12 protein-coding genes are annotated in these 13,028 nt (G+C 63.9%); 2 read left to right on the top strand and 10 right to left on the bottom strand.

All coding sequences use genetic code 11. The features are described from left to right. Positions 1–26 precede the first annotated feature (26 nt). The 6 genes from ACVT6V_RS30255 to ACVT6V_RS30280 form a co-directional block, all read right to left on the bottom strand. Positions 27–1,496, bottom strand: a complete 1,470-nt coding sequence (locus tag ACVT6V_RS30255; protein WP_489897736.1) for a class I adenylate-forming enzyme family protein — start codon at positions 1,494–1,496, stop codon at positions 27–29. A 9-nt stretch (positions 1,497–1,505) separates the two neighbouring features. Beyond that, positions 1,506–1,796: a hypothetical protein gene (locus tag ACVT6V_RS30260; RefSeq protein WP_489897737.1), complete on the bottom strand. Its 291-nt coding sequence runs from the start codon at positions 1,794–1,796 to the stop codon at positions 1,506–1,508. 42 nt (positions 1,797–1,838) lie between these two features. Continuing rightward, complete coding sequence (locus tag ACVT6V_RS30265; RefSeq protein WP_489897738.1) at positions 1,839–2,948, bottom strand: phosphotransferase family protein; 1,110 nt, start codon at positions 2,946–2,948, stop codon at positions 1,839–1,841. Between the two features lie 242 nt (positions 2,949–3,190). Further along, entirely contained in the window at positions 3,191–3,421 is a 231-nt protein-coding gene (locus tag ACVT6V_RS30270; RefSeq protein WP_489897739.1) for a hypothetical protein, read from the bottom strand. A gap of 4 nt (positions 3,422–3,425) precedes the next feature. Further along, on the bottom strand, positions 3,426–4,604 hold the full coding sequence (locus ACVT6V_RS30275) for an amidohydrolase family protein (RefSeq protein ID WP_489897740.1): 1,179 nt from the start codon (positions 4,602–4,604) through the stop codon (positions 3,426–3,428). A gap of 69 nt (positions 4,605–4,673) precedes the next feature. After that, positions 4,674–5,936, bottom strand: coding sequence for a cytochrome P450 (locus ACVT6V_RS30280; RefSeq protein ID WP_489897741.1), 1,263 nt, complete (start codon positions 5,934–5,936; stop codon positions 4,674–4,676). Positions 5,937–6,357: 421 nt separating this feature from the next. Between ACVT6V_RS30280 and ACVT6V_RS30285 the strand changes: the two genes are divergently transcribed. After that, a complete protein-coding gene (locus ACVT6V_RS30285; RefSeq protein ID WP_489897742.1) occupies positions 6,358–7,380 on the top strand; it encodes an ABC transporter substrate-binding protein in 1,023 nt (340 codons plus the stop codon). 75 nt (positions 7,381–7,455) lie between these two features. Here the strand turns inward: ACVT6V_RS30285 and ACVT6V_RS30290 are convergent, their stop codons facing one another. From ACVT6V_RS30290 to ACVT6V_RS30305, 4 genes are read right to left on the bottom strand one after another with little or no spacing between them, the layout of a single operon-like run. Continuing rightward, positions 7,456–8,034 (bottom strand): thioesterase family protein, encoded by a 579-nt coding sequence (locus tag ACVT6V_RS30290; RefSeq protein ID WP_489897743.1) that lies wholly within the window; start codon positions 8,032–8,034, stop codon positions 7,456–7,458. A gap of 25 nt (positions 8,035–8,059) precedes the next feature. Next, complete coding sequence (locus ACVT6V_RS30295; protein WP_489897744.1) at positions 8,060–9,799, bottom strand: ABC transporter permease; 1,740 nt, start codon at positions 9,797–9,799, stop codon at positions 8,060–8,062. Further along, complete coding sequence (locus ACVT6V_RS30300; protein WP_489897745.1) at positions 9,796–10,932, bottom strand: ABC transporter ATP-binding protein; 1,137 nt, start codon at positions 10,930–10,932, stop codon at positions 9,796–9,798. The genes ACVT6V_RS30295 and ACVT6V_RS30300 overlap by 4 nt, the downstream gene beginning before the upstream one ends. 48 nt (positions 10,933–10,980) lie before the next feature. After that, positions 10,981–12,000: an ABC transporter substrate-binding protein gene (locus tag ACVT6V_RS30305; RefSeq protein WP_489897746.1), complete on the bottom strand. Its 1,020-nt coding sequence runs from the start codon at positions 11,998–12,000 to the stop codon at positions 10,981–10,983. Positions 12,001–12,077: 77 nt separating this feature from the next. Between ACVT6V_RS30305 and ACVT6V_RS30310 the strand changes: the two genes are divergently transcribed. Further along, positions 12,078–13,022, top strand: a complete 945-nt coding sequence (locus ACVT6V_RS30310) for an LLM class flavin-dependent oxidoreductase (RefSeq protein WP_489897747.1) — start codon at positions 12,078–12,080, stop codon at positions 13,020–13,022. Positions 13,023–13,028 lie beyond the last annotated feature (6 nt).

Consider the following 13,028-nt stretch of genomic DNA (forward strand, 5'->3'; position numbering starts at 1 on the left):
CTTACCTGAATATCTCGGGCACGGCGCTACAGCGCGGCGACCCGCTCATCCTTGAGCACACGTCGCAGCAGTTTCCCGGTCTCGTTGTACGGGAGTTCTGCCTGCTGATGAATGTATTGGGGTACGCGGGTGGAGCGTAAGCCTTCGCGGACCCATTCCTTGAGTGCGTCGACGTCGATGTCGCTGCAGCTCACCACGAACGCCTCGATCCGCTCGCCCCACTGCTCGTCCGGAATCCCGACGACGGCGACGTCGTCCACACTCGGATGCGCGCGCAGGCGGTCCTCGATCTCGCTGGGCGCGATGTTCTCGCCGCCACGGACGATGACGTCGTCGGCGCGGCCGTGCAGGAACAGGAAACCGTCGGCATCGAGGTGTCCGTGATCGCGTGTCGGATACCAACCGGACTCGTCGATCGCCGAGTGGCTCAAGTACTCTCCGGACACCTGATCGCCCCGTACCCAGATCTCACCGGTCTCACCGGTGGCGAGCACGGTGCCATCGTCGTCGCGGATCTCGATCTCGACCGACGGCAACGCTTGACCGACGGAGCCCAGTCGGGCACGCACCACGGGATCGTCACTGTCCGCGGCGATCCGATGGTCCTCGGGACCGAGGAGGCTGATCGTCGAACTCGTCTCGGTGAGCCCGTAGGCATTCACCAGGTCGACGTCCGGCAACAGTCGAAGGGTCCGTTCGATGACGTCGACGGGCATGCGCCCGCCACCGTAGGACAGGTGGCGGAGCGTTGGCAGACCCTGTCCGTCGTGTTCGACGATGTCGAGGATCCGGTCCAGCATGGTGGGCACCACCATCGCTTGGGTGACGCCTTCGCCACGAGCGAGCTGAACCCACCTCTGCGGGTCGAACGCAGTGAGCAGCACGATCTTTCGACCGGCATAGACCGACGTGATCATCGAGCTGACCGCGGCGATGTGATAGGGCGGAACCGAGACGAGAATGGCCTCGTCCTCATCGGCGTTGAGGAACTCGACCGTCGACACGACGTACGGCACGAGGTGGCGGTTACGCAGGATCGCCGCCTTCGGGGTACCGCTGGTACCACTGGTGAACAGCAGAACGGCGGGGAACTCACCGTCGGTGTCAGCAGGTTCGGCGATGCGGCTCGGGTCCGGCCGCGACAGCACGTGCACGCCCTCGAGACCGTCGACGCGGGGCGCCGAACGCTCGTCGGTGACCACCGCGACCGGCGCTATTCGAGTGAGCGCCTCGTGCAACTGCGCGTCGGTCCACCGGTAGTTCACCGGGACGTACGAGACGCCTGCGACCGCAGTGCCAAAGAAGAGGCCGATGGCATCGGGTGAGTTCTCGCCGACGTACGCGACGGCCTCGACGTCGTGATCGTTGATGACCGCAGCCCATGCGCCCGCCTGCTGGGCGAGATCATCATAGGTCCACCGGATGTCGTCGCCGACGATCGCTGTGCGGTCGCCGGCGGCCTCAGCGGCCATCTGCAAGAGCATCGTCACATTCATTGATGCGCCTCAGTCCGAAGCGGGTAGCTTCTTGGCGGCGAGCTCCGGCAGGATCTCACCGTTGACGGAGAGACTTCCCGCACCTGGCTTGACGCACAGCACCTGCAGGCCCGACGCCTCGTGGGCGTAGCGCTTGCCCAGCACAGTGCCACCGTCGAAGCCGTCGGCCACGGGACCCGACTCGTCCCCGCGGGTGTCGACCATCGGTGAGCCACCACAGGCGAGGTCTATGTCGGCTCCCTTGACCACCATGACCTCGGTGGTGCACACCGAGCTGAGCAGTTTGCTTCCGGTCTTCATGTGTTTCCTCGTTCTCGGGTTGATCTTGCGATGTAAGGGTTTTCAGGCGTGTGCGCCGAGCAGCGCGAGAGCCCGTCGAGCCAACGGTGCAACCATTTCGCCACGTTGCAGCATGCGCGGATCGGCGCTTTCCCCGCGTACGGCGCGCGCATACAGCTGTTGCAGGATGACGACGGTGCGCCAACAGCCAAACGCCTCGTACCAGGCGATGTCGGCCAGATCGAGCGAACTCGTGGACGCGTACCGTTCGACGACGGTGCGCCGGTCGGGAAGGTCGAGCGCTCGCGTGGCCGACGCGGCGACGAATGCACCGGGGTCGTCGACGTCGAGGGTGTGGTCGGGCCAATAGTTCAGCAGCGTGCCGAAGTCGGCGAGCGAGTCACCGAGAGTCGCCATGTCCCAGTCGAAGACGGCGGCGACTCGGTCGGGGTCACCGTCGACGAACTGACAGTTGTCGATCTTGAAGTCATTGTGGACGATACCGGCCCGTTGTGTGCGCGGCAGTCCGCGAGCCAGCCGCGAAGCGACCTCATCGACGAGGGCCCGCGTCTGCGCGGCGTCGTCGAGCAGCGATTGATCGGCCACCGCGCCCCAGCGGCGCGTCCAGCCATCCACTTGGCGCTGCAGGAACCCATCGGGTCGGCCGAGATCTTGGAGGTCGCACGATTCCGGGTCGACGTCGTGGAGTTCGGCCAGCGCATCGATCACGGCAAGACCGACACGTCTTGACGCGTCTCCGTCGGTCGAGACCTCGGTCGGCACGTGGTCCCAGACCACGTGCCCACGGCGGTACTCCGACACGAAGAACTCGGCGCCGACGATCGCGGTATCGGCGCAGTGCAGATAAGCGCGCGGCGCCCGCGGATACGCCTCGTACAGACGGGAGAGCACGCGGTGCTCGCGTGCCATGTCGTGAGCGGCCGCCGCCACCTGACCAAGCGGTGGACGTCGCACGACGAGGTGCCGGTCGCCGAAGGTCACGCGGTAGGTCAGGTTCGCCGATCCGCGCGGGAACTGCAGCACCGAAAACGGTCCGTCGAGGTCGGGCAGCTCCGCCCGCAGGTAGGCCTCCAGCGCCGGCCAATCGAGGTTCTCCCCCTCGCGGACGGGTGCGACGTCGGGCGTGAGGTCGGCCCGGGCCCCGGACGTCATGCCGCACGCCCCTCGACGTTCAGCGGTCGGCCGTGTGAGGTACCGGAGACGGTGGCGGTTTGAGTGAACACGATCACAGAATAATTCCTCATGAGGATTACGTCAAGGGTGGAGTGCGCGGTCGGAAGTCGACACACGACCTGGCCGGTGACCACGGCTCCGAGCCCCTGTGAAGGCATGTGGGGTCACAGGGACTCGGAGTCGTGGTCACCGGCCAGGTCCTCGGTGTCCCGCGGGTCAGCTCAGTCGGCGCGAGCCAGCTGGGTCGGCCCGGCAGAGATGGCTGCGCGGACAGCCTCGATGGCCGCACGACGCGCGACGAGGCCGGCTGCCGCGTCGTCGGAGGACCGAGCGATCCGCGCGTTGAGCGCGGCGATCTCCTCCTCGAGGCGACCTCCCGCCTCGTCGATGGTCAGCAGATCTTGCTCGTCCCAATCCGACTCGCCGAACTCAAGATCGGTGTTGTCGGCCATGGCGTCACGCTCCCCTCGGGAATCGGAACAGATCCCGCGCGTTGGTCTCGACGATCTTCTTCACCTCGTCGGAGGGGACATCCAGGAACATCTCCTCGACCACCTTGCGGCTGTTGGGCCAGTACGAGTCCGAATGCGGGTAGTCGCACTCCCATGTCAGACGGTCCACGCCGATCTCATGTCGGTTCTTCACGCCGTACTCGTCGACGATGAAGCATCCCCAGATGTTTCGTCCGAACAGCTCGGACGGCCGGATCTCCTGGTTGACGTTCTGATAGAAGCGGTGCCGCTCCCATGTCTGATCGGCTCGCTCGAGGAGCCACGGAATCCACCCGATACCGCCTTCGGAGACCGACACCTTCAGATTCGGGTGCTTGTGGAAGACCGGCGAGAACAGCAGGTCGGCCACCGACGCCATCGAGTTCGTACCCATCAGCGTGGTCATCACTGCCATCGGCGCATCGTCGGCCGTCAAGGTCACCTGACCGGACGTCCCGAAGTGCAGGCATGCGACGATGTCCCGTTCGGTCAGTTCCGAGAACAGCGGATCCCAGTGATCGGAGTGAAAGGACGGGTGCCCCAGCTTCGCCGGGTTCTCCGGGAAGGAGATCGCCCGAATGTTGCGGCCCTCCACACGTTTCAGTTCTGCGATCGACTGCTGAATGTCCCAGTGCGGCAGGATGATCATCGGAATGAACCGGTCCGGATACGGTGCGCACCACTCGTCGAGCACATAGTCGTTCCACGCCTGCACACACAGGAGTGCCAGTTCGCGGTCTTCGAGGGTACCGAACAGCGTCCCGGCAAAACGCGGGAAGGACGGGAACAACGCCGCGGCCTGCACACCGTCGACGTCCATGTCCTTGACGCGCGCCGCCGGGTCGTAGCAGCCCGGGATCATCTCGTCGAAACGGACCGGGTCGGTGCCGATCTGATCGCGTGGGCGGCCCGCAACCGCATTCAATCCGAGCTGGGCGTACACCTTGTCTTCGAGCATCCACACCTGGTTGCCCTTGCTCACGCGCTGCCCGAATCCGTACTGGTCGGTTTCCTCACCCGTGGCTTCGACAATTCGCGGGCCACGATCCCGATATTTCTGAGGCAACCTGTCACGCCACACGTTGGGCCTCTCGATCAAGTGATCGTCGACAGACACCAACTGGACATCATTTTCCAACGGCATGAAAACTCTTCCTCTCTACCTTCAAATTCTTTTTCTCAGAAGACTTCACAGCCCTTGAGTGTTGGCAGCTCACATTGACCACGCCAGCTCCAGGCGCTCGAGACCCACAGTCGGGCCCGCCTCGACAAGCCCCTCGGTGTTGGTGACCGTGTAGTTCGGGATGCGCTTGTGCCACTCCTCCAGAGCGATCGCGAGCTCCGTCCGGACGAGATGCGCGCCGACGCAACGGTGCGGACCACCCGCGAACGAGTAGTGGGTCGTGACCTGACGGTCGAGCTGGATTTCGGTGGGATTGTCGTATTCGGCCTCGTCGCGCGACGCCGACGGATTGGCGACCATCACCATGTCGCCCTGCTTCATCGGGCAACCATGGAAATCGGTGTCCTCGGCAACCTGACGAGCCGTCATGACGATGTTGTGGGCACGCAGGAACTCCTCGACGGCGTTCGGGATGATCTCCGGCTCGCGGACGATCCACTCCCGGTCGCTCGGATGGTTGGCCAGCCAATAGAACATGTAACTGAGCTGACTCTTCACCGTGTCCAGGCCGGCCAACAGGATCACCTCGGCCATGTTGGTGAACGCGTCATCGGTGATCGGTTCACCGCCGATGACCGTGCTCGCGAGGATCGAGAAGAAGTCGTCCTCAGGGTTGGCCGGCGGGTTCTCGCGACGGTCCTCGAGCACCCCCGCGAAGTAGGTTTGGATCGCGGCCTGGGCCTCCCGTTGATCCATGGCATCATCGCCGAGATGTCCGAGGCCGTCGAAAGTCGCCTCGACCCACGCCATGAACATGTCGGTGTGCTCCATCGGCAGACCCACGATGCGCAAGAACACCTGTGTCGGAAACACTTTCGCAAACTGCCCCAGGAAGTCGCAGGCGCCGTCGGCGGCGAACTTCTCGATGGTCTCGATGCAGTCCTGCCGGATCCGATCCTCGTTCTGCTTCACGAAACGCGGCGAGAACGCGATGTTGAGCATCCGGCGATACTCACTGTGCAACGGCGGATCAACCATCGTCGGAATCCAATGCCAATCCGGATTGGGCACCGATGGAATCGTTGCGCTGCTGCTGAAGATCTCCGGCGTCTGATACGCCTCGCGGACCAGATCGGAGGTGAGCAGCATCCAAAACCCAGGGCCGTAGGACGAATACGCCGTCGGCGTCTGGTTGCGCAGCTCATCGAATTTGGAGAAGTAGCTCAACGCCGGCTGGGGCGTCGTGTAGTCGAAATTGACAACCGGACACCCGGCAGCCTTGGCGCGCTCGAGCCGCGCCGCGGCATCAACAAGCTCGGCTTCGGTCAGCTGAGTCGTCGAATGAGCACTCATGAGATGTCTCCTTCGGTGGTGTAACCAGGCGGTGGTGCTATTGAGCGGGACGTGCCGTGAGCAGGGCGGTATCCAAGCGTGCCTTCACAACACGTGAGACAAGTGCTGCCGCGATCACTCGGGGCAACACACCACTTGCGCAGGCGCGTAGGTCTGATCAGGCGTTGTGACCTACCAACACCGCCATCTGCGGTGTGTTACACGACACAGTAATTCCTCATGATCTTAATTGCAAGCGGATCTCAGGGCCTCGGCGCGCTCCGGACGCCACGCGCCCCGATGGTGCAGCCGAAATCGACCTCCGTTCTCGCGTGGGCGCTATTTCAACTGCACCACTTGACATCACATTCCTCATAATAAATACTCCCGTGTGTGACTGGCGTCACTTTCGATCCTCACCCCGATCACCGTGAAGGAATCCATGAAGCTGAAAAAGATGGCGGCACTCGTCGGAACCCTGGCGTTGACGTGCTCTGCTGCGGCATGCGCCGGTGGCTCCACCTCGGCAGACACCGATGCGAATGCGGAAGGCATGCAGGTGATGCTGTTCCCCGCCCTCGCCTATCGTCTTCCTGTGCTCATCGCGCAGGAGAAGGGGTTCTTCGACGATGTCGGTCTGACCGTGAATATTGTTGCGCAGCCGAACAATCTGCAGGGCGTTCAGGCACTGCAGGCGACCAAGTCGCAGGCCGGGCAGGTGTCGGCCGCGACGTTCGCCCAAGGCGTACAGGGCGGCGGTAACGTTCAAGCGTTCTGCGGCGGAATCGAGGTCACGCAGTCGTCGATCGTCGCCGCTGCAGACACCGACCTGCCGGCGATCTCCGACGGCGCCACCCCGCAGCAGGTGTTCGCAGCGCTTTCCGGGAAGAAGGTCGGCGCGCAGACACCGATCGGTAGTGGATTCCAGATCATGCTCGACGCAGCACTCACCGACGGCGGTGCATCGAACCTGACCTGGGTGAACATCGGCGGCAGCAACTCGGTCACCCAGGCGTCTCTGCAGAACGGCAGCATCGACGTCGCACAGTCCAACCCCTCCGGCACACAAGCTCTCGTCGAAAGCGGTGCGGCCAAGGAACTGATCTACCTACCCGATCACAGCGAACTCTACGGACAGCTGTACGGCAGCCCATGGATCGCGCCGTCGGCGTGGCTCAAGGACAACGAAAAGACCGCTCGGGCCTTCTGCGACGCAACCAAGGTCGCGCTCAAGTACATTCGCGATCCCCGAAACCACGAAGACGTCCTGAATACTTCCATGAGCGACAGCGGTATCAAGGATGTCAGGATCGCCAACGCCGTGTTGAAGACCTATGACGAGTACTCAGCGGACATCTCGGCGGACGTGATCCAGAAGACCTTCGACCGATATGCCGAATTGGGTATCACAAAGCCCGAACCCGGGCTCGATGCAAATCAACTCGTCGATTCCGTGAGCCACTGACCCACCGCGAGGCGGCGACGAGCACAACCTACGCCGGATCGATTGCCAGACAATCGATCCGGCGTCGGTATGACTTCACTTCCGCGCCACGTCTTTCGGCGCAAACGGGTGCAGACGTCCGAGGATTCGCCCCGCTCGGCGTAGCCACCGGCGATGTCGGGCACGGGACAACCGCCCCCAGCGTGGGAAGGGCGGCGACCAGGCGAGCCCATCGTGGTCCGACAGCAACTGGTCGATCTCGGAAGCGATCTCCGGTGCGAAAGGTGTCGAACGTCGCGTGTCCAGATCGACGCTCACCACGACACCCCGAAGGACCGCGGTCACGCGTCGCCTTGCGCGGTCGACGACAAACGCCAGCAGGATAACCGCTCGGTCAGACCTGTCGAGCACTCGAACGTACACCGCGAGATCGGAATCCGCACTCATCTCCGCGAGATAGGCGATGTGGTGCTCGGCCGTGAACACGCCCTGATGAGTGCGTTCTCGGCGCTCGTCGGTGAGACCACAGGCCACCAACAACGCATGCGCGCCGTGCGCGGCGATCTCCACGATGAACCGGACGCTGAGGTGCCCGTTCCCGTCGATGTGCTCGTCGGGAACCGGCTCGACGTTGACCTCCGGCAGCGCCATGACGTCACCGATTTCCGGGAGCATCAGATGACGCTTCACGGTGAGGGACTCACAGGTTCTGCATGACGTTGCGGCCGCCCACGAACATCGCCACGCACACACCCAAGCCGGTCACGACTGTCATGACCAGAGCCATCGCCGCAACCACGGGAAACTGCCCGTTGGTCCAGTAGTCGTAGAGAAGCGTGCCCATCACCTGCACCGTCGGAGCGCGTACCAGCAGCGACGCCGAGAACTCGTGTGTCAGCATCACGAAGATGATGGCGCCGGCACCGGCGATGCTGCCACGCAGCAACGGCATGACGATCCACAGCCACGTATGGATCGGTGTGGCACCACACGTTCGCGAGGCCTCCAGGTAGGTATCGCCGAGTGCGATCAGGCCCGAGGTCAATGTCCTCGTCGCGAAAGGCAGCATCAGGGTCGCGTACACCAGGACGACAACCCAGGTGGACCCGTACAGGATGAACGGAGCGGTCGAGTAGGCAAGGAGGAAGCCGACTCCGAACACCACCGCCGGCACCCCGAGCGGCAGTGCGACAACAACGTCCAACAACCATTTCAGAATCCGATTCTGCTGATTGCGAACCAGAACGACGGCGGCGATGAACCCGACCGGCAGGACGATCAGCGCCGCGCCGACGGATGCCAGCACGCTCGTCCCCAATGCTCCCACGATACGTTCGTCGGTCAGCACCGTGTGAATGTTGTCGAAGGTGAAGTCGTGTGGGCTCCCGCTCCAGAACGGTGAGACAGCCACGATGACGAGTGCGATCAACGGAAGCAAGGTCGAGAGCAGGAAATAGAGACCGACGCCGAGCGCGGCGACCAGCGACGGCTTGCCCCCCGACCGGAAACCCTTGCCGCCGTGTGTGACAAACCGTTTCTGATCTCCGAGTGCAGCCCGTTGGGCGACGATCACCACCAACCCGATGACCAGCAGCGGCGAACCGATGGCGGCGGCCGCGCCATAATCGATCGGGGAGTTGGCCGTGAACATCAGCATCCACGTGGCGACAACGTCGATGCCCGCGTTCGAACCCAGCAGGAGCGGAGCAGTGAATTGGCCGATGCCGAGGAGAAACGCGACACCGACTCCCTGGATCAGCGAGGGCCGTAGCAGCGGCAGGACGACGGTGAAGAATGCATGGGTCGCCGTCGCACCGCTCGCGTGGGCGGCTTCGATATGGTCGGCGCTCACGTTCTGCACACCGGTGCTCACGAAGAGGTAGACGAAGGCTGTCAACGCAAATCCGGTTATCACCACGATCCACCAGAACGAGTACACATCGACTGGACCGGATTCCAGATCGGACCACCAGGGAAGCTTCCTCATCAGCGTGTTGAGGAATCCGGGACGCGGCGACAACAGGAAGCCCCAGCCGAGCACAACGGCCACCATCGGCATCACAATCGGCAGCAGCGGCAGAACGCGCATCCACTGGAGCCGCGACGGTAGTCGGGTCACTGCCCAGGCGAGGCTGGTCCCGAGGACCGTGGCGATCAGGGTTGAGGCACCCGACAACACCAGCGTGTCGCGGATCACGCCGAACACACCGTCGGTTCCGAACGCCACGGAGTAGCCACGCCCACCGTCCTCGAACGCGCGCTGCTGCAGCTGGATCAGCGGCCAGACGACGAAGTAGGCGAGCACCGCCACGAATGCTGCCAGGAGCACCGACCCACGGAAGGGACGCGACCTCCACCTTCTGACGCGCGGACCGAGCGGAACCGGGGTCACGTCGGCTGTGCGTGCGGAGTCGACAAGGACCGGAGCGTCTACCGTCATGCGAGCGCACCCTCTCTGACCGGTGACGAGATCCACGCGCCATCGGAGTCGTAGAGCCGTGCCGCCTCCGGGACGAAACGCCCGGCGACGGCGTCCCCGACCTCGAGATCGCGCTGCCAACTGCCGGCGTCGCCCGCGGGGATCTGCGCATGCAATCGATGTCCGTGGACGTCGGCCATCACGTCGAGGTGGCTGCCCCCGTAGGTCACGTCGACCACAGTCGCCGGGAAGCTGCTGACCTCGTCGGCGACCGTGCCTGGCGGCGCGAGGTCGATGTCGTTCGGACGCAACCGCACCCGTGCCTCGGCAGCGTGCCCGCACAGAAGCGGGCGCCCGGTGAGCGGGAGGCCGAACACTGTCTCCGCATCGCCGTCGCGTCGCACGTCGAATACATTGGTCAGGCCGATGAAGTCCGCGACGTATTCCGTTCGCGGCCGCTCGTAGACTTCCTGCGGCGTCCCGATCTGGTCAATGGCACCCGCCCGCATGATCGCCATCCGGCTGGCCAATGCGAATGCCTCGCCTTGGTCGTGGGTGACGAAGACGCCGGTGAAACCCAAGGAACGGTGCAGCTCATGAAGCTGCGACCGGACCGAATCCCGAAGCCGGGTATCCAGATTCGACAGCGGCTCGTCGAACAGCACCAGGTCCGGACGCGCGACGAGCCCGCGTGCGAGTGCGACGCGCTGCTGCTGACCGCCTGACAGCTGCGCCGGATAGCGGTCCAACAGATTCACGCACTCGACCAGGCGAGCCGCTTCGTCGACCCACCCCTCGGCGATCTTCGATTTCAGCCTGCGGTGACGAAGTGGGTACTCGATGTTCCTGCGCACCGTCATGTGCGGCCACAGGGCATACGACTGGAACACCACACCGATGCTGCGCCGCTCAGGAGGTGTGTTCACCCCGGACGCGGACTCGAAGACCGGGGTGTCGTCGAATCGGATGGCGCCCTGATCGGGAGTTTCGAGGCCCGCGACGCATCGCAGCGTCGTGGTTTTCCCACAACCGCTCGGCCCGAGCAGGACCAGTAGTTCGCCGTCCTCGACTCGGAGGTCCAGGTCGTCGATCACGGTGACGCGCCTACGCGCTTTGAAGCTCTTACTCAGGTTCGAGATGGTCAGCGACGTCATGGATTTCGCCCTTCGGTGATGATGTCGGTGGTCGGTGACTCAGCGCCGTCAGAACATCAGCGACTTGAAGCGCGCTCGGAAGTCGGTGACCTCTTGCTGTTCCGGGTATCCGTCAGTGAGCGTGACGTCCTTGAACGTGGCTGCCGCACTGTCGACGTCGGTCCGCGGCGTGCCGTACTTCGGAGTGGTGAACGCGGTCTGCCCGTCGCGTGACAGGACGTAGTCCATGAACAGTTGTCCCGCATTGGGGTTGGGCGCAGTCGCCAGGACGCCGCCGAACGATCGGACGCCCCAGGCGTCGTTCGTTATCGCGTAGTCGACGGGTGCACCTGCCGCCTTCTCGTCGACCATCGGCTGTGTGTATGGACTGATCGCGATCTCGCCGGATGCGATCGCCTGCATCATGGTCGCGGTCGACGGGTAGATGCGCGGCTTCTGCGCGGCAAGTTTCTCGAGGAATCCTGCGCCCTGGGCCTTCGCCATGTGTGTGTAGAACTGCACGATCGATGGCGACGTGTCCGGGTCAGGCAACCCGATCTTGCCACCTGCCAGATCCGGCGAGAGGAGATCCGCCGCCGAATTCGGCGCGGACTTCACCAGGTCGGTGTTCCATGAGAGCGCGGACACGAATGCGTGTGTCGCCGCCCATGTTCCGTCGGGCGCGTTCTTCGACGCCTCGTACGCGTCCTCGTGTACCGACGGGCCCTCGATCGTCATCACGGCGTCGGGATGCGAGTCGACCCATGTCCGATCCGAGGTGATGAAGACGTCGGCGATGCCCCGCTTGATGTTGAGCTCGGTCTCGACCTTGGGCAGCAGTTCACTGTCGATACCTCGTACCAAGGTGACGTCGATCCCGTACTTGTCCTTGAATCCCTCGACCAGCGCTTCCGAAGGTGCGGTGCCGGCGGAGGTGTACAGCGTGAGCGACCCCTCGTCCTTCGCCGCCTGCACGATGCCGTCCCAATCACTCGCCAGGGCGGTCGGCTCGCTGCCGCCACATCCAGCGAGAACGATGGCCATCGTTGCGGCGGCGATTCCACCGGTAATGCTTCGCAGCAGTTTCACGATTTCAGCTCCTCGGAGGTTCGACGAAGACTTCGTCGGCAGATGTGACTCGAGCCACTGCGTCGACCCTAAAGATCATGACGAAATTCCACAAGACTTTCGCCAAATTTCCTCATGACGATTATGTTCGAGGTATCGGGCAACCACAGGAGGACAATGTGCGCATCGGGATCTCGGCCTACGGACTCGCCGCCGGCGACGTGATCGCGCTTGCTCGCGATGCCGACGCCGCCGGCTTCGACTCGCTCTGGATCGGTGAGCACGTCCTCGCGCCATACGCGTATCGGACCTCACATCCGCAGGCAGGCGCGGGTTTTCAGCAGCACACGACAGCACATGCGGATGCCTCTGTGCACCTTGTCGATCCGGTGCCGACGCTGGCCGCAGCGGGTGCAGTGACCGACCGCATCACGCTGGCGACGGGAGTCTATGTGGCGCCGCTCCGGCACCCGCTGCAGATCGCCCGCTCGGTGTGCACGGTGCAGGAGATCTGCAGCGGCCGTTTGATTCTCGGGGTCGGTGCGGGCTGGCTCACCGAAGAGTTCGCCGCTCTTGACGCACCGTTCGCCGCGAGGTTCCGACGGTTGGAAGCCGGTGTCGGCATCATTCGTGACGCACTCGCCGGAGGGTGGGTTGCACGCTCGGACGGGGAGTATGTGTTCGACGCCGTACAGATCACCGACACCGCGACTCCGGTACCGCTCGTCCTCGGCGGCAACACCGAAACGGCGATACGCCGGTCGATTCGTCGAGGCGACGGCTGGTTCAGCAGCGGCACACCGACTCTCGACGAAGCAGTCGGCCTCCGCGCAAAGATCAGCGGAGAGATCGACGAGCAGCTTCGCACAGATCCGTTCCGAACCTGGTTCCGGATGCCGGGGGCAGACCCCGCCGAACTCCGGCGATGGGCCGACGAGGGATTCGATGACATCGTGGTCTGGGCCGACAGCGTCTGGCCCGTCGACGACCCGCACCGACGCGACATCATCGCCGAGAACGCGGCGAGGATGGGCATCGGTTGATGCCGA

Source organism: Gordonia sp. LMA167, from assembly GCF_058130025.1.